Here is a 23,805-nt window from a genome sequence, read left to right on the forward strand (position 1 = left end):
TCATTAAAAAACATTTAGATATTTGCGGTTTGCTAGGCGCTCCTGCTCGCGCTCACCATAACGCGCTCGCAGTCGCAGAAACCTCCGCATAAGGACCATGGCTGCAATGGTCAAAAACCGACCCGACCATCACGGCCATGGTCGCTTATGCTCCGGTTTCTAGACGCTCCTGCTCGCGCTCACAAAAAAAGCAACCAGCGACTAGGCTGGTTGCTTACTTATCAGTGATCGTGATGATTACTGACGAGTTTCGATGTCATTCTTAGCGAAAGCATCGGTCAGAACCTTCTTCAATTGAGAAGCAGATTTCTGCATGGATTCTTCTTCGTGATCGGTCAATGGGATTTCCAGGATGTTCTGGATACCATTACGGTTGATCACAGCTGGGGTACCGATGTAGATGTCGTTCAAGCCATATTGACCATCCATGTAAACGGAAAGTGGCAGAACCGCATTTTCGTCGTTAAGGATTGCCTTTGAAATCCGGGCAAGGGCAGTTGCGATACCATAGAAGGTCGCACCCTTGAGTTTGATGATTTCATAAGCGGCGTCACGAACGTCTTCAAACATCTTAACAAGCTTGTCTTCCTTGATTTCTGGATGAGCCTTAACCCATTCAGCGATGGTAACGCCACCAATGTTAGCGTGGGACCATACAGGGAATTCAGTGTCACCATGTTCGCCCATGATGTAAGCGTGGACCGAACGAGCGTCAACATTAACCATTTCAGCAATGGACTGACGGAAGCGGGCGGTGTCCAGTGAAGTACCGGAACCAACAACCCGGTTCTTCGGGAAGCCAGAAAGTTTCCAAGTTGCATAGGTCAAAATGTCAACTGGGTTGGCAGCAACTAAGAAAATACCGTTAAAGCCGGAATCAACGATTGGGTCAACAATGGACTTCAAGATCTTCAAGTTCTTGTTAACCAAGTCCAAACGAGTTTCGCCAGGCTTCTGAGGAGCGCCAGCTGTGATAACAACCAGATCAGCATCCTTAGCATCGCTGTATTCAGCTGAATAAATCTTCTTAGGACTTGTGAATGGGAGCGCGTTGCTCAAGTCAATCGCGTCACCCTTTGTCTTGTCCTTGAAAATGTCAACGATTCCGATTTCCTGAGCGATACCTTGCAAAACCATTGCGTAGGCATAACTTGAACCAACGGCGCCGTCACCAACGAGAATAACTTTTTGGTGATCCTTATCCGTAATACTTGCCACGGTGATATCATCCTTTCTTATGTGCATGCAAACTGCATTTCACGTTGAGTATAACACATTATCAATTCCCTGAAACAAATTTGATAGACTTTTTCATGATTTTGCCATTGTCAAAAAATGGCGTCGAGCCTTACTACAGCAAGACTTGTGAATCCTGTTTCAAGCAAGCTTCCAATAACGTAAGCGTTTCCAGCATCTGTTTTCACGAATGTGGGAAATTCAACAGTTCCCACGGTCAACTCGCACAGATGCAAGGCGTCAGTATGGTATACTGCTCTGGACGGAAAAGGCAAAATCCGTCTATTCGTGTTAAAGCGCGAACAGGAGCGCTTAGAAACCGGAGCATAAGCGGTCTTCGACGTAAATGGCCGGTCTTTGGCCATTTATGTCGAAGACCCTTATGTGGAGGTTTCTGCGACTGTGAGCGCGTTTCCGAGCGAAGCGTGACAGGCCGCTACCACAAAGGCACGATGCTTATCGAAGCAGTCTTACAGATCCCCGGTCCTTATGTGGAGGTTTCTGGGCCTGTGAGCGCGTTTCCGAGCGAAGCGTGACCAGCCGCTACCAGAAGATAAGCGAGTTAGCTCGTCCGGCCAGAATATAGAAACACTCACAAAAAAAGTCCTTACAACTACAAACGCGTTTTCCCCAAGGAGGATAAAAGTTCCAATGAAAATGATTGTTGGCCTAGGAAATCCCGGTCAGAAATATGCAGGATCCAAACACAATATGGGGTTCATGGTCGTTGATGGCTTGGCCAAACGACTGAACCTGACGATTGACAAGCTGGAGTTTGATGCAGCTACCGCGACAACCCGTCTAAATGGCGAAAAGATCTTTCTTGTTAAACCACAGACATTTATGAATGCTTCAGGTCGCGCCGTCCGCGAGCTGATGATGTTTTATCAGATACAATTAGATGAAATTTTTGTCGTGCAAGACGATATGGATTTAACCTTAGGCAAATTGCGCTTACGCAAACGCGGCTCAGCAGGCGGCCATAACGGCATCAAGGATATTATCAGTGCCACTGGCAGCGATGAGTTTTGTCGACTAAAAATCGGTATTCAGCATCCGCAGCGGCAACGGGTCGTTGATTGGGTACTGACGCCGTTTTCCAAAACTGACCAGCCGTTAATCGATGATGCGATTGAGAAGGCTGATGATGCCTTGGAAGATTGGTTAAATGGGATGCCGTTTGATCAGCTGATGAATAAGTTTAATTAAAAGATAGGTGACTTCATGGCGAAAAGGTGAAGCACATGTGTACATTAGTAGAAGAAAGAAGCAGGTGACGCGATGAATTTGATCGACATGGTGCAGGCAGATCCAGCATTGTCGGCATTATGGCCGAAGCTGAAAACGGGTCGCCATTTGGTGACGGGACTGTCGGGCTCAGCCAAGACGGTCTTTTTTGGCGCACTATTGCAACAGCGACCGCAGCAGATTCTAATTGTTGAAAACAATCGCTTTCATGCCGATGAATTAGCTGCTGATTTAAGCAGTTTGCTCGGAGATGCAGTGGTTTACGATTTTCCAGTTGAGGATGTGTTGGCAGCTGAAGTCGCGGTTAGTTCGCCAGAGACGCGTAACGATCGTATTAATGCTTTGACGTTTATTCAAAGCGGCAAACCTGGGATCATCGTAACCAGTCTGGCCGGTTATAAGCGGCTTTTGCCGTCACCAGCCGATTGGGCAGCTAGTGAATTGGCCATTGATATGACTTCCGAGCTTGATCCGCAAACCGTTGCCAAACAGCTGGTCGCCATGGGCTATCGACGTGATTCGTTAGTCAGCGCGCCGGGACAGTTTGCCATTCGCGGCGGCATCATTGACGTCTATCCGTTGAATCAAGACGATCCGATTCGAATTGAATTGTTCGATACTGAAATCGATTCCATCCGCAGCTTTGACATTGCCACCCAACGTAGTCTGCAAAAACTTCAGCAGATCACGATTGCGCCGGCAACCGACATGGTGGCGACTGATCAGGTTTTGGCCGCTGCTGGCGAGCGCATTACCAAGCAAGCTAATGCCTACAAGGCAAAAGTGAAAAATGCCGCCGCTAAGCAGGCCGTTACAGATGGTTTATTGACGACTGGCCAGCAGCTATCGGCACACGAGCGTCCTGAAAATCTAGCTTTATATGCGGCCGAACTATACCCAGAGCAGCAACGCATCAGTGACTATTTGCAACCAGATGCACTGGTAGCATTCGATGATTACAGTCGTTTGCTAGATAGCGATACAACCTTGGTGCAGGATACGGCAGAATGGTACTCACAGTTGCAAGAAGAAGGCCGTCTGCTGCCTAACACGCCGAACCTGACGATTCAGGAACTTGCACAGCAAGATAAGCGCCCGCGGCTTTACCTTAGCCTTTTTCAAAAAGGCATGGGGCAGTTGCGACTTGACAGCTTGACCAATATTCCCAGCCGTAACGTGCAGCAATTTTTCAGTCAGATGCCGTTACTCAAAACAGAAACCGATCGCTGGGTAAAGCAGCAGCAAACCGTGGTGTTCTTGATCACAGATAAAAATCGGCTGGAAAAGCTGAGCGAAACGTTGTCAGATTTTGAAATTAGCAATGTCATGACAGCCCCGACTAAGCTGTTGCCAAGCCAGGTGCAATTGACAGAAGGCAGCCTGAAAAATGGCTTCGAGCTGCCCGACTTGAAATTAGTCGTTGTGACCGAGCACGAGTTATTCAATGCTCGCCAACGTCGTCACGCACGGCACCAAACACTGGCGAATACAGAGCGATTGCGAAGCTATAACGAGCTCAAGCCTGGTGACTACGTGGTGCATGTTAATCACGGGATCGGTCAATACACCGGGATGGAGACATTAGAAGTTGACGGTGTGCATCGTGATTACATTACGATTGTTTACCGCAACAACGATAAGCTGTTCATTCCAGTTGACCAACTGAATCTAGTCCAAAAATACGTCTCCGCAGATGGCAAAACGCCAAGCGTCAATAAACTTGGTGGTGCTGAGTGGCAGAAAACCAAACGCAAAGTAGCTGCCCGAATTGAAGATATCGCTGACGAATTAATTGATTTATATGCCAAGCGTGAAGCAGAAAAAGGGTTTGCATTTGGGCCGGATGATGACCTGCAGCACAAGTTCGAAGCGGAGTTTCCTTATCCTGAGACACCGGACCAGTTGCGGTCAGCCAAAGAAATTAAGCATGATATGGAAAAGCCGAAGCCAATGGATCGCTTATTGGTTGGCGATGTTGGGTTTGGCAAAACCGAAGTTGCGTTGCGTGCTGCTTTCAAGGCAATCGATTATGGCAAACAGGCAGCCATTTTGGTGCCGACAACGATTTTAGCCCAGCAACACTTTGACACGATGAAAGAACGGTTTGCGGACTTTCCAATCAAAGTCGGGTTGTTATCACGATTTCAGACAGCGCATCAGAACAAGGAAACGATTAAGGGGCTTAAGAACGGCACCATTGATATTGTCGTTGGCACCCATCGGCTGTTGTCTAAAGATGTCGCTTTTCGGGATTTGGGATTGCTGGTCATTGATGAGGAACAGCGCTTTGGCGTTAAGCATAAGGAACGGATCAAACAACTCAAGAGTAATGTCGATGTGCTCACGCTGACGGCGACTCCGATTCCAAGAACGTTGAACATGTCCATGCTAGGTGTGCGTGATTTGAGTGTCATTGAAACGCCGCCAACGAATCGCTATCCGATTCAAACCTTTGTCATGGAGCAAAATCCAGGCGTGATTCGCGAAGCCATTGAACGGGAAATGGAACGCGGCGGTCAAGTCTTTTACCTGCATAACCGGGTGGAAGATATGGAACGTACCGTGAGTCAACTGGAGGAGCTGGTGCCAGATGCAAGTGTCGGATATGCGCATGGTCAGATGACTGAGACGCAGTTGGAGAACGTCATTTATGACTTTTTGCACGGTGCTTACGATGTGCTGGTGACCACAACCATTATTGAAACTGGCGTGGACATGCCCAATGCCAATACTTTAATCATCGAGAATGCCGATCATTACGGCCTGTCACAACTTTATCAATTGCGTGGCCGAATTGGGCGGTCAAGTCGAGTCGCTTATGCGTACTTTATGTATCAGCCGATGAAGGTGCTCAATGAAGTTGCTGAAAAGCGGCTTCAGGCGATTAAAGATTTCACGGAATTGGGTAGTGGTTTCAAAATTGCGATGCGTGATCTATCGATTCGCGGAGCTGGCAACCTACTTGGCAAGCAGCAACATGGCTTCATCGATTCAGTGGGCTATGATCTTTACACCCAGATGCTGCAAGAAGCTGTTAATAAACGGCGCGGTATTAAATCGGCTGAGAAAACGGATGCTGAAATTGATCTGGGGCTGGAAGCATACCTGCCAACTGATTATGTGGCTGATTCCCGTCAGAAGATCGAGTTGTATAAACGCATTCGAGAAGCAGACAGCGATGAAGCCGAAACTGAGATCAGCGAAGATCTGATTGATCGTTTTGGCGACTATCCGCAACCGGTGACCAATTTATTGGCGATTGCGCATCTCAAACGGTTTGCTGACTTGGCTTGGGTCAATCACGTAACGAAGGCGGGGCAAAAATTGACGGTTGTGTTGTCACCGCAAGCAACTGCTAAAGCACAAGGCGAGCCGATTTTCAAAGCGTTAAGTGCGACAACATTGAAAGCGCAGGTCGCGATCACGGATGGCAAGCTGACAGTTACGTTAGCATTGCCAAAAGATATGAAGACTGCGACTTGGCTTGATCAATTGACCGGCTTTTTGCAGGGATTACTGACTGTTGTCAATCCGCAACCGGAAAAGAAATCGGCATAGTTGCTGTGAAAAGTAGGGGCATTCATTGTTTTTGACCCAACTTGGCTGTGATGACATGCCAATGATCAATCAGCTCAAGCAGACTTCGGTGTCAGTGGATATAGTGATAGGAGGGCTCCCATGCACAACCAAGAAATGAAGCACTTGATGCGCGGCGCGTGGATTTTGAGCCTGAGCTCACTAATCGCCAAAATACTCAGTGCCGTTTATCGGGTACCGTTCCAAAACATGGTAGGTGACACCGGCTTCTATGCCTATCAACAGATTTACCCGATTTACGGATTAGGCATGACATTCGCTTTGTCCGGGTTCCCGGTTTATATTTCTAAACTAGTTGCTGAAGCGGATAGCGATGAGGCCAAGCTAACAGTCGCGCACCAAAGCCGCGTGATTTTAACATGGATCTCGTGGGCATTGTTTTTAGGCCTGCAAATCTTTGGTGGCGTGATCGCGCAAGCCATGGCAGATCCGGAATTGCTGCCGTTGATTCAAACTGTGGCTTTCATGTTCTTGACGATGCCGTTGCTGGCCACAGGCCGCGGTTATTTTCAAGGCACTTTTGATATGGCTAAAACAGCCACTAGTCAGGTTGTTGAGCAAGTCGTGCGTGTTGCTGTAATTCTGCTAGCAGCTTGGTGGTTTTTGCAATATCATTGGAGCGTTTATCAGATGGGTGCTGTGGCAATGACCGGTGCATTCTTCGGCGGCGCGGCGGCTGCATTGACGTTATGGCGGCCATATCGGCAAGTGTTTGGTCAGCAGCACTTTCGTTTTCCGGGGATGCAGGCTTATGTACGTCTCATTAGCCGGTTTGTCCGTGAAGGCGGGGCGATCACACTTTACGCAGCTTTGTTGATTTTGTTGCAGCTGATTGATAGCTTTACGGTTACAAAAGGGCTCACAGCTTCAGGTATCGCCATGGTGACTGCGAAAAGTCTTAAAGGGGTTTATGACCGGGCACAGCCTTTAGTGCAATTGGGCCTTGTAGTAGCGGCATCCTTGTCGACAACGCTTTTACCGAGTCTGACTCAGGCGCGCCAAGCCCGCCAACGCCGTCAGTTTATTCGCAGCGGTGCCGAATTGGTGCATTTTAATTTAGCATTCGCATTGGCGGCGACAGCTGGCTTGATTGTTTTGATGCCGGCTATTGATTTGCTGCTGTTTGGAGACACAGCCGGGACATTTGCGCTGCAACTATATGCGGTTGCTATTGTCGTTGTCGCCATGATCAATGCCTATAATGCTATTTTGCAAAGTCTTGATCAGTATGCCGGCATTAGCGTCGCGCTGTTGCTAGGCATATTGCTTAAAGCTGTCATCAACCAGCCGCTTGTCGTGAAGTTCGGTACTGCCGGGGCAAGTGGTGCAACGATTCTCTCACTGGGCTTGATCCTTTGCTTGATTTATTATGCAGTTCCTGAGACGATCAAAGGTGCTAGTGCCATCCGTCTATTCATCCCTAAGTTAATCATCGTGACCGGTATCATGGCCGCGGCAGTCTACGCCGCTGTCGGTTGGATTCCGTTAAGCTCTCGGATGGTGGCAGCGGGTGTGACAGTCGTTGGGGTATTACTTGGGGTCATCATTTTCTTAGCCGCAGGGACGTGGCTTAAAATGCTAACGCTGCGAGAAATGCTCGATTTGCCAGGCGGTAAACTATATATGAAGTTCTTACAACGGATAAAGCGAGGTAATTAAGTTATGCGATTAGATAAGTTTTTAAAAGTCTCTCGAATTATTAAGCGGCGCACAGTTGCCAAAGAAATTGCCGATAAAGGGCGAATTATGATCAATGATAAACCAGCTAAGTCAAGCTCTGATGTTCGTGTGGGGGATACGTTAGTGATTAACTTTGGCAACAAGACGCTTACTGTCCGAGCGGATGATTTGGTTGAAACCACCAAGAAAAATGACGCAGCGGGGATGTACACGGTTTTGAAAGAGGATTATAAAGAAACATTTTAATACGTATTTATTGGCTCGCAGCCCTCGGGATTTGTTATACTTGATTTATTGATTTACGGATGTAAGTAAATGGCTGGTGAAAAACGAAGGTGCGGTCAAATGGCAAAGAACAATATCAGTCAATTGAATAATGCGTATACGCGTGAGCACGAACAAAAGCACAAACGTACGCCCAATCCACGGGCGCACGCCGTACATATGAAGCGGATTCGGAATCTGTTGATCGTGATTGTCGCCATTTTGGGGTTCGGCGGGCTTAGTTTAGTTCGAACGCAAATGGCGTTAGGAGAGACAAACCACGCCGTCCAAAAAGCGAAGGGCAGTTTGACAAAATTAAAAGCCAACAAGTCAGCCCTCAAGGTTCAGGTCGACCAACTGCACAATGATGACTACACGGCTAAGTTGATTCGCGAAAAATATCTCTATTCGAAGCAAGGAGAGATTATTTTTAACTTGCCTGATAAGGTCAACAAGGTTCCGGATTTGAATGTGAATCAGTGATTTGGACAGCTAAATAGAAAGGCTAGGCTCTGGACGCTGTTGCATCTAAAACGCGCTCACAGACCCAGAAACCTGCACATAAGGGCCTCAAGCCTAAATGGCTAAAGCCCAACCATTTAGGCTTGAGGCCACTTATGTTCCGGTTTCTAACCGGGTCTGTTCGCGCTCTTGCTTAAACGCGCTCGCCAGCCCAGAAACCTGCGTGTAAGGACTTTGGTTGCAATGGCCAAAACCCCGCCATCACGACCCAAGCCACTTACACTCCGGTTTCTAACCGGGCTGGCTCGCGCTCTTGCGTCGGTTTTCTGCCGTGCTATACTAATAGGTACATTTAACTAGGAGGACTTCTTTTTTTATGGCAGTTGAAGTTGGTACGAAAGTGACTGGTAAGGTCACCGGGATCACAAAATTCGGTGCTTTTGTCGAATTAGGCGATGGCAAGACCGGATTGGTACATATCAGCGAGGTCTCTGATGCTTATGTCAAAGATATTCATGATGTGCTGCATGTTGGCGAACCGGTGACGGTGAAAGTACTTTCGATCCAAGATGGTAAGATTGGCCTGTCTATCCGGAAAGCGGTCGATAAACCGCAGCAAAGTGAACACGAAAATAGTCATCGGGAGAGTCATCATACACCATCTGCGCGGCCAAGCGGCAATCGCTATCAAGGCGGTGCGCGTAGTGGCGGCGGCAATCATTTTGGACACAAAGCACAACCATCCAAAGATGATTTTGATGCGATGATGTCAGGATACTTGAAGGAAAGCGAAGATCGATTAAGCGTTCTTCGCCGCAATACCGAGGGTAAACGCGGCGGCCGTGGTGGTCGCCGCAGTTAAAAATCGGGTCTGGAACAAAGCACATTTTGTTCTAGGCCCATTTTCTTGGTTTCTGCAGGATTGCGTGGAGGATGCCCATGAGCCCGAAACTTTTTCAACGATTTGGCTTTGCACCGCATACTCGTGTGCTCGTGGCGGTTTCTGGCGGCGTGGATTCGATGGTGTTGTTGAACCTGGCTGTCAAAGCAGCTGACTTAGATGTGGTGGTGGCAACCTTCGATCATCGCCTGCGACCAGAGAGTCAGCAAGAACAAGCCTTTGTTGTCGCCGCTGCCCAACAATTGCAGGTGCCAGTGGTGACTGGACAATGGCGGCGATCTGATGGGCAGCCAACCAGTGAAGCGGCCGCTCGGCAAGCACGCTATGCCTTCTTAGCCGCGACTGCCGCTGAGCAGCATGCTGAGGTTGTCATGACAGCTCATCATGCGGATGATCAACTTGAAACAATTTTGTTTCGGCTGGCGCGCTCTGGCGATCCAGCCTCGTTAATCGGTATTCGCGCTGATCGAGCTTGGCATGGACGTCGGTTAGTGCGGCCATTATTGCCTTACAGCAAGGCGATGATTCGCTCCTATGCTGATCAGCACAACGTTAGGTTTTGCGAAGATTCCAGCAATGCTGATCCGCATTACGCAAGAAATCAGTTGCGTCATCAGGTCATTCCTGCATTCAAAAAACAAAACACGCAATTGCTGGCGCATATTCAAACATTCACGATGGAGCAGACTGGCCTATTAGCGTTGGCTGAAGCACAACTGGCTGAGTGGCTTCAACGCCTTCAGGTTGATGACGCGACGGTTAATTGGCGTGTCGCATCACCGCAGCCGGAAGCTGTTCAGCGTCTGCTATTAAAAAAAATACTGCAGCAATGGCAACCCAACGTTGATCGCCAGCTACTTTCGCCAGTTCTAGCGAGTCTAAGCGGGACAAAAGAGCGGCGGTTTGATCTGGGCGGCGGGATTTCAATTGCTGTCCAGAGTGAACAAATTGTTCGCTTAACGCGGCAGGCGCCAGTTAAACCAGTCACATTCACTAAGCTTGATCAGCAACATCGTACCACTCGTGGCATTTTCAGCCTGCAGACAAGCGTTGCTGCTGACAAAGGCACGCCGGTCAGAGTGAAACTGCCAATTACTTTGCGCACAAGGCAAGCTGGCGATGTTGTGCAATTACCCAATGGCGTGATTCAGAAACTGCGGCGTTTTTTGATTAACACAAAAATTCCAGCCTATCAGCGCGATCAATTATTGGTTTTAGCTCGGGGTCATCAAGTGTTTTGGGTTGAAGGTCAGCCTTTAGAACGATTGTCGGCCATAGATCAAACTGATATACTCCATGTTGTACTGGTGCAATCACCAGATGTTGACAAAAGTGAGGATAAATCATGAGTTCCGATATTTTGAAGGTGTTGTATTCTCAAGACGACATCCATGCCATCACGGCACGACTTGGCGCTGAGCTCAAGCACGATTATGCAGGGAAAAACCCCTTAGTGGTGTGCATTTTAAAAGGTGCCATCATGTTTATGACAGATCTTGTTCGTGAGATCGATGATTACATGGAACTCGACTTTATGGACGTTTCCAGCTATGGGGATGCGACCGAGTCTAGCGGTGAAGTCAAGATTATCAAGGACCTTGACGCCAGCGTGAAGGATCGGGACATCTTGATTGTAGAAGATATTGTTGATACCGGCCGGACTTTAAAATATCTGACCGACATTTTCAAAACGCGTCATGCGAAGTCGGTTCGTATTTGTGCGTTGATGGATAAGCCAGAAGGTCGCGTCGTTGATGTGCACGCCGATTACGTTGGGACAACTGTTCCTAACGAATTTGTGGTCGGTTATGGCTTAGATTATGCTGAACGTTATCGAAACCTGCCTTATATCGGTGTATTAAAACCGGAAATCTACGCAGCAAAATCCTGATCTGAATGTTGTGTTTGTGGTAGTATATAAGGTACTAATTGAATGTTGCCGGAGGTTCTAAATGAAGAAAAAACAAAACGGCCTGTTCAGTAGCACATTAACGTATATCATTATTTTTGTGCTATTGGTCACCGGTTTTGCGTATTATATGCGCGATAATGGGACAACATCGTCCCAAGAGATTGAAACCAGCACGTTCTTGTCGGAGTTGAAAAAAGACAACGTCAAGAGTTATTCACTCCAGCCATCTGGCGGAGTCTATAAGGTCAGTGGGGAATACAAGAAGGCACAGAAGTCTTCTAGTTCAAATAACTCGCTGAGTCTGTTTGGTAGTCAGAGCACCAAAGTCACGAAGTTCTCGACATATATTCCGACGAACGATGCGACTTTGAGCCAGATCCAAAAGGCAACCAGCGCTAACAATGTTAAAACCGACACGCAGGAAGAATCACAATCCGGCGTCTGGTTTAGCTTGCTGATTACGGTTGTGCCGATTGTGATCATGATGGTCTTCTTCTACATGATGATGAATCAGGCTGGCCAAGGCGGTGGTTCCGGTCGGGTGATGAGCTTTGGCAAATCACGGGCGAAGCAGGCAGATAAAAATGCCAACAAAGTTCGCTTCTCCGATGTTGCTGGTGCTGAAGAAGAGAAACAGGAACTGGTTGAAGTGGTTGAATTCCTGAAGGATCCGCGGAAATTCTCGGCATTAGGTGCTCGAATTCCAGCCGGGGTGCTTTTGGAAGGCCCTCCTGGTACTGGTAAAACCCTGCTTGCCAAAGCGGTTGCTGGTGAAGCTGGTGTGCCGTTCTTCTCAATTTCAGGTTCAGATTTCGTTGAAATGTTCGTCGGTGTCGGGGCTTCTCGTGTGCGTGATCTGTTTGATCAGGCTAAAAAGGCTGCTCCTTCCATCATCTTCATTGATGAAATTGATGCTGTCGGCCGCCAGCGTGGTGCCGGTATGGGCGGCGGCCACGATGAACGTGAGCAGACTTTGAACCAGTTACTGGTTGAAATGGACGGGTTTACCGGTAACGAAGGGGTTATCGTCATTGCCGCTACTAACCGTTCTGATGTGCTTGATCCTGCTTTGCTGCGTCCAGGTCGTTTTGACCGGAAGATTCTAGTTGGCCGACCGGATGTTAAGGGTCGTGAAGCCATCTTGAAAGTGCATGCGAAGAACAAGCCGCTTGCACCAAGTGTTGATCTTAAGGAAGTCGCTCGTCAGACGCCTGGTTTTGTCGGGGCTGATTTGGAAAACTTACTGAATGAAGCTGCCTTAGTCGCGGCCCGACGAAGTAAGAAGGCAATTGATGCCTCAGACGTGGACGAAGCCGAAGATCGGGTCATTGCTGGCCCAGCGAAGCGCGACCGCGTCATCAATCCGAAAGAACGGAATATGGTGGCGTTCCACGAAGCCGGACATGCCATTGTTGGTTTGGTTCTGAGCGATTCGCGGACAGTTCGAAAAGTCACGATCATTCCTCGTGGACGCGCTGGCGGTTATGCGATCATGCTGCCAAAGGATGATCAATTCCTACTTACCAAGAAGGAATTGACAGAACAAATCGTTGGACTCTTAGGTGGACGAACAGCTGAGGAAATTATTTTTGGCGTTGAGTCTACTGGGGCATCCAATGACTTTGAACAGGCAACTCAAATTGCCCGCAGTATGGTGACGCAGTATGGGATGTCCGATCGTCTCGGCACGGTTCAGCTTGAAACTGAAGGCCAACCGTTCCTGGGTGCACAGTATGGTCAGACACCACCTTATTCTGAAACGACGGCTACAGCCATTGATGATGAAATTCGTCGCATTATCGACGATGCCCATAAACAGGCTCACGAAATCATTGAGGCCCACCGTGAACAGCATAAGTTGATTGCGGAAGCACTGCTTAAATACGAAACCTTGAATGAAAAGGAAATCCTCAGCTTGTTCAATGATGGCAAAATGCCTGCTCGTGACCAAGATGAATTTCCAAGTGAAAAGGCCGCTACTTTCGAGCAATCCAAAGCAGCCCTTGAACACAAAGATAAAGAAAAGCAAGCAGATGAAGAAGCCAGTGGTAAAACTGATTCACCACAATCTGGTGATCAGCAAGCCAGTGACGACGATACTGATTCTGATGAGGTTGAAAAGCCAGACGATACTTCGACTGACAATTCATCTTCAAACAACGATGATCAGCAGGGTCCGCAAGCTTAGATTTGAATGATTTGAAAAAGTCCTTCTTAGCAGAGATGCTGAGAAGGACTTTTTTCGTCTTCTTATGTCATGGCTAAATTCAAATGATGGTATGGCAGCAGGAAAAATCTCGTTAAGTATAGTTAAAAGGTGTGTCAGATTGCGCTAAAAAAATGACCGATCGATCTATTTTCGTTAATAATGAGGTTTTAATGCTTTTTATGAAAAGCATTACATAACGAACTGTTAACCTTTGAAGAGAAGGATTATCATATTTTAATAAATAATCATCTGGTTTTTGAGACTTGACACCTTAACTATGAAGTGCTAAAGCGCTATATTCGTATCGTTAGATATTATATATATAAAAATATTTGTTGTTTTTTGAGACCTCTATTGTTAACATGAAATAAAGAGTGTTATTAAATTGGACATTAAATAATTAAGAGGACTAATTAGGGAGGGGCACTCAGGTGAAAAGCTTTTCAAAGTTGTTGATGATACTTATTATTTCAGTTTTGTCGCTAAGCCTTTTCCCTATTCAGAAAACATATGGTGCCGCAGATGGGTTTCCGGTAGCACCACCGGCCTCAACGTTGAATGCCAGTGATTACTTTACTAGGAGTCAAGCGGACCCAAAAAACTTCCCTAACGTCTCCGCTTTTAGCAAGGCTTATCCGCAGGCACTTATTGTCACAGGTAGTCGCGAGACGAAGAGTTGGCAGATTGGCGGTATGTGGTCTAAGTCAAAGATTGACCTGAATAGTGCATTTACATATGACACTTATCATTACTTTGGCTCGCATCCTGGAGTAGATGCTGATGGGATGGCCTTTGTTCTGCAAAACGATCCGTTGACGATAGGTGCTTATGGCTCCCCAGGTGGCGGACTTGGCGCCTATCCGTGGTCGACTGATGGCAAAAACAACATGATCAAGCAATATATCCGCAACGCACTTGCAGTTGAAATGGACAACTGGTGGAACGGATCTGGCGTCGCAGATGATCGATTTGATGTGAACTATCCAAATACGTTTGGGGTCGGCCATCTTGGCGTTGTTCGTCCGGGTGAGACACCGCTAACCACCAAAAAATCAGAAGATGTTGGACATCTTCAATATATTCAGTTAAATAAACCGCTTTCGGATGGCAAGTTTCGCCACTTTGTTGTTAAGTGGACACCGTCTGTGACGTATCAAAATGGGGTACGCATCTTAGGCGGCGACTTGCAATATTACCTTGACGATGACCCAACGCAAGGAAGCACTTTTCACATTAACAATGTTCTAGACTACTTTAAATCAGACAAAGTCTATTACGGATACACCGGTGCTAGCGGCGCTAATCCTACTTTTCAGGCGGTTGCACTCATTAAGACACCTCAGAATGCAAAACCAGTCACTGTTAAGTTTACCGACTCTGCTGGCCAACAAATTGCTGATCCAGTCACGATCCCCGGTGATCCGGGTAACAGTTGGGACGCATCGTCTAGACGACCAGAATGGATTCAATATCAAAATAATTGGTATCAATACGCTAGCAAGTACACAGCTGATACGCCTGATGGCAAAGATTCAGGCCAATTTTCTGCGACAACGTCCTACACCGTGACCTACCAGTATCAATTGCGTCAGCCGCCGGAAGATTTCGTTCTTCAAAAGGCGGTTCGCAATGACACAGCCGGCGAGACTGAGTTTAAGACGGAGACGAACGGCCAAAATGGCGATGATGTCACATATCAACTGCAATATACCAACTTGACGGGTATGGGCACTGGCAGTATCAAGGATCAGCTTGATCCGAATACCACTTATACAGATGGTTCCTTACAGATTGCCGATGCTGACACGAACAACGAATTTGTGATCGTTGACGACACGAGTTTCAAGACGAATGGCACCATTGCCTTTCCTTATACAATCCCGAATGGTCAAGGCTTCAGAGTTCGTTTTAAAGCCAAAATTGATCGAAAAGATACTGCCGAAACGATTCCCAACAAAGCTAGTGTGGGAACCTTATTCTCGAATCAGACGACCATACATTTACCGGCGACGACAGGCAAGGTTATTTTCCGCTATGTTGATCGGGCAAGTGACATGGCAAAGCCAACTGAGATCGCACCCGAAGTGACAGTGAGTGGTGATGTCGGTAAACACGTATCGGAAATTAACGCAGATCCGATTCGGCCAAAAGCAATTGATGGTTATACAGTGGTCGATCAGGCAACTTCCACTGACCTCACAAGTGCGACTTTTGATCAAGCCAGCGTGGTTGATCCAGTGATCAGTAAAGACGATTTGGTGGTGACTTATCGCTATGAGAAACAAATGTTGAAACTGACCGTTGATCCAACGCTTGATTTTGGTCAGTTTGACAATAAGTCGGTTGACCGAACCTATTACATTGGTGAAAACCAAAGCACGACTAAGCAACCGTTGCCTTTTGGCGTCACAGTTGAAGATTACTATGGCACAAAAGGTTGGCAACTGAGTGTGCAACAGGACGGTCAATTTAAGTCAACTCCGAAACCAAACAGTCAAGATCCAAACTTACAGGTTGCTCAAACTTTGACCGATGCGACGCTGCATCTGATGAATCCTAAACTGAAACGAACAGATGCAACTTCAAATCCAACTTGGGCGCAGGAAGACACGATGGATTATCAAGCACCTGACGATTTTTCCTTGAATCCGACAGCCACCAGTCCAACTGTTTTAGCACAAGTTAAAAAGGGTGGTCATTATCGCAATGATGCCAGCACTGATAAAGATCCGACCGGGACGTTGTATGACAATAGCGGATATGGCACATGGCGGATTAACTTTGGTGACAACGATAGCGGCGCGACAAGTGTTGGGTTACATGTGCCAGCAAGCACACCACGGTATCAGACCCGCTATCATACAACGCTCACTTGGAATTTGTCGCTTTTACCATAGGAGGAATAACTTTTGCAATGGAAACGAGGGCGGTGGCTGATCGCTGCCGCGGCATGCATACTGGTCGGTCTCGCACCGCAAAGCGTGGCCGCCGCCAGTAAAACCGAAACAACTGACTTTGAAGTGCAGCCGGTTTTGCCTGATGCGCAAGCAAATATGAAACTGAATTATTTTGATTTGGTGTATCCAAAAGATACAAAGCACACCATCCAGATGCGAGTTCAAAATATTTCTGATAAGAACATCACAGTCAAGAGCGACTTACGAAACGCCTATACCCAAGATGGCGGCGGTATCGACTTTACACCGAGCACGAAGAATCTTGACCGAAGTCTGAAAACGCCATTTACAACCGTTGCAACCTTAGACAAAGGTGGCGCCACGATTCAATTAGCACCGAAACAGATGAAGGTCATCAGTGCAACCATCAAAATGCCAAAACAGCGATATGATGGCATGATTTATGGTGATTGGCATTTCATCGAACATGTCGATAAAGGCGAATCTGGCGGCAACGCGGTTGGCTCGAACTATGCTTACTCAGTTGGAGTGGTTTTACGTGGGCAGAATTATGAAGTTTTTCCGAACGTCAAGTATGACGAAACAAACCCAATCTTATTTCAAAAACATCCCGCACTTGGCGTAACGTTGCGTAATGTCGAACCGATGGCGATTTCAAAAGCAAATGTCAGCGTGGCAGTCGGCATGGACGGCGGCGACGTTAAAACCTACAAAGCTGATAATTTCATGATTGCGCCTAACTCGAAGATGGTCTTTCCAGTCTCATGGAGTTATGAATCAATGAAGCCCGGCACCTATCACATTAAGGTCACACTCAAAGGCTTGAACACGCAAAATCGTTTTCCAATGAGCTGGACGTTTAAGAAGACGATGAAGGTTAGTAACGTTCAGGCTAAGAGTATCAACGAACGTGCTATCAAGAAACCAGTCAATCACTGGCTTTATGCAACGATCGGGACAGGCGTCTTGCTATTAGCCAGTCTGGGGGGACTGCTATGGACTTTCAAGCTTCGTCCACGATGAAGAACGACTGGCAAGCCTTGCGATTAGTCCTCATCGGTGTTCTTGGTATTGCTTTGATGAACATGTTTACTTTTACAAATCTTGTAAGCGCTGCCGTCTCTAACAGCCAGCAAGCACTGATGGTCGCGCCAGTTTTACCTAGTGACAATCATGTTGGTAAAGGCGCTGGCTACTTCGATCTCGATCTTCCTAAAAGTGAGCGACGAACCATTACAGTACAGGCATACAACGCTAGCGCACAAATCTTAAAAGTGAATGCCGAAATTCTTGATGCGCAAACAGGAGCTAATGGCGTTGTTAGTTATGTAAAAGCCACTCAGGCGAATCGTAAATATCTACCGATCGCCGGGAGTGACTTAGTGAAGATTGATCGTCAATTTGAGCTCAAGCCGGGAGAAACGCGACAACTGCCAATTGTTTTGAAGCCGGGGAAAGGGCAGCCACGAGGAACTTATTTGTCAGCAATTCGCTTGTCAGCCTTAGCACCATCAACAACAGATACAAGTGTCCAAAACCGAATTGCTTATACGCTTGGCCTCGTCTTGCACAACGGTCATGTTGCTGGCAGCGTTAGCAACTTAAGGATGGGGCAGATATCTTTGGTACAAAAACGATCAGGATTTCAGTTGCGATCTCAAGTACAAAATCCTAAGCGAATTTTTTTAAAGGATGTTTCAGCCAAGATTAATCTGACAAGCGCAACGAGTCGCTTTTTCTCATTAACTGTCACCCGGGAGTTGCCACGAATCGCGCCACAAACAGTCTTTGATGTAACACGACTGATAACCGGACAAAAATCAGTGGCAGGTGAATATAAACTGACGAGTCGACTGAAACAAGGCAAACAGGTACGAGAAGACACACGGTACGTCAAAATCACTGGTTCAGGGGAACTGGTTACAAGTTCGGCAACTGCTTACCAAATTGCCCAACGAAAATGGCTTTGGGTCAAGCTTGTAATTGTGTTGGTTGTTTTACTACTGATTAGTTTCTTTATTTATCGGCACGTTCGCCGCAGCAAAGGAGGTGATGCTGTTGAAAGCACTGATCGCTAAATTTTCCTACCGACGCGTCAAGTGGTTTTGGATTGGTCTGTCCATCCTGCTGCCCATCGCCTTTGTGACGTGTCTTGTCTTTACGATCAAGACATACAACGATTTTAATACCTGGAAGACGGTCAATCTTTTCTGATCGTCAAGCTATCGCTTATTGAAACTGTTTTATACCGTGGATAAATCCATGATGTAAAAAATTTTAAGAGGAGGAATTTCAAAATGAAATTCACTAAAATGACAAGTGCGTTGGTCGCGGGTGCAACTTTACTTGCCGGTTTGGCAATCGCTGCCCCAGCGGCAACGCAAGCAGCTACTGTTCAAGGTAATGCAGGCGTTAACGGTGGTCAGGCACTACCGCAAGACGCCAAGACAACCGCGGGGATTTCCTTTGGTCAACTGCCGCCAACCGGTAACACCGGTTACCTGCGACTGCAAATGGTTCCTAAGATTTTGGACTTTGGTAACCACGAACAGTTCTTCTCAGATTACCCGGTTTTCACTGCTGACGGACAAAACACAGGGCGGGCTGACAATACTCGCTATCCAAGTTATAAGAGCGGTAATACAAACTTGACCGCTGTCCTTAATACTGATGACACCGCTTTGGCTAATGTTAAGGGCAAGGCTTGGACAACGGTTGTTGATAAGCAAACGACACGTACTGATGCTGAGAACGCTGAAGATAAAACTGGCCAAACTGACAGTAAAGCCGGGGATTGGACACTGAGCGTCAAGGCAGATGGCCCACTTTCATTGAAGGACGATAATGGTGCCGATACTGGCAAGACCATTGACAATGCGACATTGACCATGCTGAACACGGCTTATGGTCAGACCGGTAATGTCTACGGTTTAACCAACGAATCGCAAGATGATGGCTTCACGCCGGTTGGTGCATTGGTACCATTGACTGACATCAGCAAAACAACAACGATGACTTTGAGTGGCACTGACACCAATCATCAGGTTGCACATGCGGCTACAGGTGAAGGTGAAGGCGCTAACGTCTTTGGCTGGGACAAGACCAATATCAAACTGGTTCTGCCTAAGACATCAGTCGTTAATAACGGTACGTACGAAACCACGTTAACTTGGACTTTGGCAACAGGCCTGAACTAAATTCAAATGACATCTTGAGCTTTTCACTTGGCCGGTACATAGGCCGAACGTGACCAAAGCTTTGATTAGTAACAATCAATACCTCGCTGATAGAAAGGCGGGGTATTTTTTATGGAAAGAAATGGACAGAGCTTTGCGTCAAATATAAAAGTTGTTTATCCACGCTTGTTCAGGCGACTACGATAGCCGCATCTTTTCAATAACACCCATCTCTGGTAAAATAGCCACGTTTACCTTTCAGAAAAGAGGACCCTACATGAGTGACTATATCGCGAGCGCATTGTCGCGTGATGAACATTTTCGAATTTTCGCTGCTGATGCGACTCAAACAGTGCGTGAAGCGCAGCGGCGCCATGATACTTGGAGCGCTTCATCGGCTGCACTTGGTCGGACGCTTGTTGCCACAGCATTGTTAGCGGCTTCCGGGCTGAAAAACGCAGACGATATGCTGACGGTTCGCATTAAAGGCGACGGTCCCGTTGGCGCACTCGTCACGGATGGTACCAATGTTGGCACAGTACGCGGCTATGTTGAAGAACCGCACGTTAACTTGCCGCTGAATCTGGTTGGTAAAATCGACGTTGCGCGGGCTGTTGGCAAACGTGGCTTACTAGCAGTGACGAAAGACATTGGCGTCGGCGATCCTTTCACTGGGCAAGTTCCTTTGGTTTCTGGTGAGTTGGCAGAAGATTTTACCTATTATTTAGCCAAGTCAGAGCAAATTCCGGCTGCAGTTGGCCTGTCAGTCTTCGTCAATGCCGACAACACGATTCAGGTGGCCGGCGGTTTCATGTTGCAAGCCTTGCCTGGTGCCAACGATGCGGAGCTCTCTGAACTTGAAGCCAACGTCAAAACATTACCGTTGGTTTCTGAATTATTAAAAAGCGGCCTGACACCAGAGCAAATTATTCAGCGAATTGCCGGTGACGAACCAGTCCAATTTCTTGATGCGCAGCCGTTAAAATTTGCCTGCAATTGTTCAAAAGAACATTTTGGCGATATTATGGCAACTTTACCGCATGCTCAATTACAGGAAATGATTGATCAGGACGGTGGTGCAGAAACCACGTGCAAGTTCTGTGGCAATCAATATCATTATAGTGTGGCGGACTTGGAAGCCTTGATGGCCCGAAACGAATAGTTGCAGTTGACACTTATTTTAAGTAAAGTTAGCAAGGCGCAAGCAAGAAAGAGGTGGCCTGTATGTGGCATATTGCCGATGTTGAAATTCCGAATCGCTTAGTTGTTGCACCAATGGCGGGTGTGACTAACGCGGCCTTTCGGGTAACGGCTAAAGAATTCGGTGCCGGGTTAGTGGTCTGTGAAATGATCAGCGACCGTGGGATCATGTATAAAAACGAAAAAACTCTGAATATGTTATTTGTAGATCCGCGTGAACACCCGATTTCTATTCAGATTTTTGGCGGTACCAAAGAGACTTTAGTGAATGCGGCTAAGTTTGTGGACCAAAACACGGCAGCCGACATCATTGACATCAACATGGGGTGCCCAGTCCCTAAAGTGACGAAGACAGATGCCGGGGCGCACTGGCTGCTGGATCCTGAAAAAGTTTATGAAATGGTTGCAGCCGTAACAGATGCCGTCTCTAAACCAGTGACAGTCAAAATGCGGACTGGCTGGGACGAGAAGCATGTCTATGCTGTTCAGAATGCCCTAGCTGCAGAACGGGGCGGTGCCGCGGCGCTTGCCATGCATGGTCGTACCCGTAAACAGCTTTATGCTGGTCATGCGGACTGGAACATTTTGAAAGAAGTGAAGCAGCACCTCACGATTCCGTTCATGGGCAACGGTGACGTTCGTACCCCGCAGGATGCTAAGCGGATGTTAGACGAGGTTGGTGCTGATGCTGTTATGGTTGGCCGTGCGGCATTAGGTAATCCGTGGGTATTGAAACAGATGTCGGCTTATCTGGAAGACGGCGAATTGATCCCGGAACCAACACCGCGCGAGAAAATTGCGACAGCAAAGCTGCAATTACAACGGCTGGTTGACCTTCATGGCGAACATCAGGCTGTTCGGGAATTTCGGATGCAGGCAGCCTACTACTTGAAGGGAATTCCGCGCTCGGCTAAAACCAAAGCCGCGGTGAACATGGTTGATACGCAGGCAGAGGTTGATCACATCTTTGATGATTTTGTTGAACAAACCGAAGAGCGCGCTCGCGAACGGCAAGCTAAAGCATAAATTAGCAGTGTTTCATTGACACACGCCTGTCCACTTTTGTTGGTCAGTGACGAGTGTCTTTTTGTTAGAGTAGGTTGCTTTTTGGATGTAAAATTGTCATCATCAAAGAGTGGTAAAAATTGAAACGGAGGAACATGTGTTGGCTAAGGATAACGGACAGCAACCAGAAATGAATGACCAAATGATTGCGCGGCGAGAAAAGATGGAAGCCTTGCGTGAAGTGGGCATCGATCCATTCGGGCACCGATTTGACCGGACCCATACCGCAGCGAAAGTACGCGAAGAATTCGGTGAAGATGATAAAGAGACACTGTTGGATGAAAAACCAGAAGTGACAATTGCCGGCCGGATGATGTCTAAACGTGGCAAAGGCAAGGTTGGATTTGCGGATATTCGTGATCGTAGCGGGAAGATGCAGATCTATGTACGTAAAGATGTCGTTGGCGATGACAACTACATGATCTTCAAAAAGGCCGATCTTGGCGATATTCTTGGTATCAGCGGTGAAGTCATGAAAACTGATTCTGGCGAGCTGACGGTTAAAGCCAACCATGTGACCCATCTTGCTAAGGCACTCCGCCCATTACCTGATAAGTGGCATGGCCTGACCGATGTCGAGCAAAAGTATCGGAAGCGTTACCTTGATCTTATTTCTAATGAGGACAGCTTTGATCGTTTTGTTAAGCGAACCAAGATTGTCAGTGCTGTCCGTGAATACTTGGACAACAATGGTTTCTTGGAAGTCGAGACACCAGTCTTACACAATCAGGCTGGCGGGGCGAATGCTCGTCCATTCGTGACTCATCACAATGCACTTGATATTGATTTATATTTGCGGATTGCTCTTGAACTGCACTTAAAGCGTCTAATTGTTGGCGGCATGGAACGTGTTTATGAAATTGGCCGAGTTTTTCGGAATGAGGGGATTGATACCAAGCATAATCCCGAGTTCACTGAACTTGAAACTTATGCCGCCTACTGGGATTTGACAGATGTTATGACCGAAACTGAAGGGATTTTCCGGTTTGCTGCGCATAAGGTGCTAGATACCGGGAAGCTCACCTATCAGGGAATGGCGATTGATCTGGACGCACCGTTTGCCCGGATTAATATGTTGGACGCCATTAAAGACAAGACTGGCGTGGACTTCTGGCCTGAAATGAGTGTCGATGATGCGCGTAAACTTGCCGATGAACATGATGTTCACTATGAACCTTATTGGAAGGTGGGCCATATTATCAGTGCCTTCTTCGATCAGTTTGTCGAAGAGACGCTCATTCAGCCGACCTTCATCACGGGCCATCCAATCGAGGTTTCACCACTGGCAAAGAAGAATCCAAAAGACCCGCGGTTTGTTGAACGTTTTGAACTATTTGTTGGTGGCGGTGAATACGCCAATGCCTTTACAGAATTAAACGATCCAATTGATCAACGCCAGCGTTTTGAAGCGCAGGCAGCTGAAAAGAGTGCTGGTAATGACGAAGCACAAGGTATCGATGACGATTACGTTGAAGCTTTGGAATACGGCATGCCGCCAACTGGTGGTCTCGGAATCGGGATTGATCGCTTAGTCATGTTGCTGACTGATGCACCATCCATTCGCGATGTCCTTTTGTTCCCAACATTGCGGCCATAACCAATCATGATATGTCGCCCTTGTGGCGGCATTTTTTATTTTCCGAAAGATATGACGGTCACCAGGATATAAGTGGCGCAAATCACGGATAATATTGTGCTATTATTCGCAAACATTCGGAGAGTAATTTTTAATTGAAAAAGTTGTTGACGATGGCGCAAACCGTTGGTATGATAAAAAGCGTCGTAAATGAGCAACAACGATTACCGATCAGGTATGAAAAAAAGTTATTGACAAGCATTGATTGCTTGTGATAATATATCAAAGTTGTCTTTTGACAAGGTCGTCCTTTGAAAACTGAACAAAGTTTCGTTTAAATGTGCAGGGTCCTTGGTACTTT

18 protein-coding genes are annotated in these 23,805 nt (G+C 47.2%); 17 read left to right on the forward strand and 1 reads right to left on the reverse strand.

The window, feature by feature from the left end:
* Positions 1–237 precede the first annotated feature (237 nt).
* Positions 238–1,245 (reverse strand): L-lactate dehydrogenase, encoded by a 1,008-nt coding sequence (locus ACWPAB_RS08795; protein ID WP_003662706.1) that lies wholly within the window; start codon positions 1,243–1,245, stop codon positions 238–240.
* 642 nt (positions 1,246–1,887) lie between these two features.
* On the opposite strand from ACWPAB_RS08795, the gene pth reads away from it, so the two are divergent.
* From pth to lysS, 17 genes are all read left to right on the forward strand, one after another.
* Positions 1,888–2,445, forward strand: coding sequence for an aminoacyl-tRNA hydrolase (gene pth / locus ACWPAB_RS08800; RefSeq protein ID WP_003567642.1), 558 nt, complete (start codon positions 1,888–1,890; stop codon positions 2,443–2,445).
* Positions 2,446–2,517: 72 nt separating this feature from the next.
* Complete coding sequence (gene mfd / locus ACWPAB_RS08805) at positions 2,518–6,042, forward strand: transcription-repair coupling factor (RefSeq protein WP_003581070.1); 3,525 nt, start codon at positions 2,518–2,520, stop codon at positions 6,040–6,042.
* Positions 6,043–6,162: 120 nt separating this feature from the next.
* Positions 6,163–7,740 carry a polysaccharide biosynthesis protein gene (locus ACWPAB_RS08810; protein ID WP_003581069.1) on the forward strand — a complete coding sequence of 526 codons (1,578 nt, stop codon included), beginning with the start codon at positions 6,163–6,165 and terminating at the stop codon, positions 7,738–7,740.
* A gap of 3 nt (positions 7,741–7,743) precedes the next feature.
* Complete coding sequence (locus ACWPAB_RS08815; RefSeq protein WP_003567635.1) at positions 7,744–8,007, forward strand: RNA-binding S4 domain-containing protein; 264 nt, start codon at positions 7,744–7,746, stop codon at positions 8,005–8,007.
* Positions 8,008–8,106: 99 nt separating this feature from the next.
* On the forward strand, positions 8,107–8,508 hold the full coding sequence (locus ACWPAB_RS08820) for an FtsB family cell division protein (RefSeq protein WP_003567632.1): 402 nt from the start codon (positions 8,107–8,109) through the stop codon (positions 8,506–8,508).
* 355 nt (positions 8,509–8,863) lie between these two features.
* Positions 8,864–9,349, forward strand: coding sequence for a S1 domain-containing RNA-binding protein (locus tag ACWPAB_RS08825; RefSeq protein ID WP_003567630.1), 486 nt, complete (start codon positions 8,864–8,866; stop codon positions 9,347–9,349).
* Between the two features lie 77 nt (positions 9,350–9,426).
* The gene (gene tilS, locus ACWPAB_RS08830) at positions 9,427–10,737 is read left to right on the forward strand and encodes a tRNA lysidine(34) synthetase TilS (protein WP_016380390.1); all 1,311 of its coding nucleotides are present in this window, start codon (positions 9,427–9,429) and stop codon (positions 10,735–10,737) included.
* Positions 10,734–11,279, forward strand: coding sequence for a hypoxanthine phosphoribosyltransferase (gene hpt / locus ACWPAB_RS08835; RefSeq protein ID WP_003567626.1), 546 nt, complete (start codon positions 10,734–10,736; stop codon positions 11,277–11,279). The genes tilS and hpt overlap by 4 nt, the downstream gene beginning before the upstream one ends.
* A 61-nt stretch (positions 11,280–11,340) precedes the next feature.
* Complete coding sequence (gene ftsH / locus ACWPAB_RS08840) at positions 11,341–13,488, forward strand: ATP-dependent zinc metalloprotease FtsH (RefSeq protein WP_003567624.1); 2,148 nt, start codon at positions 11,341–11,343, stop codon at positions 13,486–13,488.
* Between the two features lie 452 nt (positions 13,489–13,940).
* Entirely contained in the window at positions 13,941–16,406 is a 2,466-nt protein-coding gene (locus tag ACWPAB_RS08845) for a lectin-like domain-containing protein (RefSeq protein ID WP_076665386.1), read from the forward strand.
* A gap of 12 nt (positions 16,407–16,418) precedes the next feature.
* Positions 16,419–17,450, forward strand: coding sequence for a DUF916 and DUF3324 domain-containing protein (locus ACWPAB_RS08850; protein WP_003581058.1), 1,032 nt, complete (start codon positions 16,419–16,421; stop codon positions 17,448–17,450).
* The gene (locus ACWPAB_RS08855; protein WP_003581056.1) at positions 17,423–18,505 is read left to right on the forward strand and encodes a WxL protein peptidoglycan domain-containing protein; all 1,083 of its coding nucleotides are present in this window, start codon (positions 17,423–17,425) and stop codon (positions 18,503–18,505) included. Before ACWPAB_RS08850 ends, ACWPAB_RS08855 begins: the two co-directional genes overlap by 28 nt.
* Complete coding sequence (locus tag ACWPAB_RS08860) at positions 18,486–18,641, forward strand: hypothetical protein (RefSeq protein ID WP_016380388.1); 156 nt, start codon at positions 18,486–18,488, stop codon at positions 18,639–18,641. The genes ACWPAB_RS08855 and ACWPAB_RS08860 overlap by 20 nt, the downstream gene beginning before the upstream one ends.
* An 83-nt stretch (positions 18,642–18,724) precedes the next feature.
* The gene (locus tag ACWPAB_RS08865; protein WP_016381900.1) at positions 18,725–19,624 is read left to right on the forward strand and encodes a WxL domain-containing protein; all 900 of its coding nucleotides are present in this window, start codon (positions 18,725–18,727) and stop codon (positions 19,622–19,624) included.
* A 256-nt stretch (positions 19,625–19,880) separates the two neighbouring features.
* Positions 19,881–20,765 carry an Hsp33 family molecular chaperone HslO gene (hslO, locus tag ACWPAB_RS08870; protein ID WP_003581050.1) on the forward strand — a complete coding sequence of 295 codons (885 nt, stop codon included), beginning with the start codon at positions 19,881–19,883 and terminating at the stop codon, positions 20,763–20,765.
* Between the two features lie 62 nt (positions 20,766–20,827).
* Positions 20,828–21,829 carry a tRNA dihydrouridine synthase DusB gene (gene dusB, locus ACWPAB_RS08875; protein ID WP_003581048.1) on the forward strand — a complete coding sequence of 334 codons (1,002 nt, stop codon included), beginning with the start codon at positions 20,828–20,830 and terminating at the stop codon, positions 21,827–21,829.
* A 139-nt stretch (positions 21,830–21,968) separates the two neighbouring features.
* Complete coding sequence (gene lysS / locus ACWPAB_RS08880) at positions 21,969–23,465, forward strand: lysine--tRNA ligase (RefSeq protein WP_016381899.1); 1,497 nt, start codon at positions 21,969–21,971, stop codon at positions 23,463–23,465.
* Positions 23,466–23,805 lie beyond the last annotated feature (340 nt).

The sequence above is a fragment of the Lacticaseibacillus sp. 30 genome, from assembly GCF_053819265.1.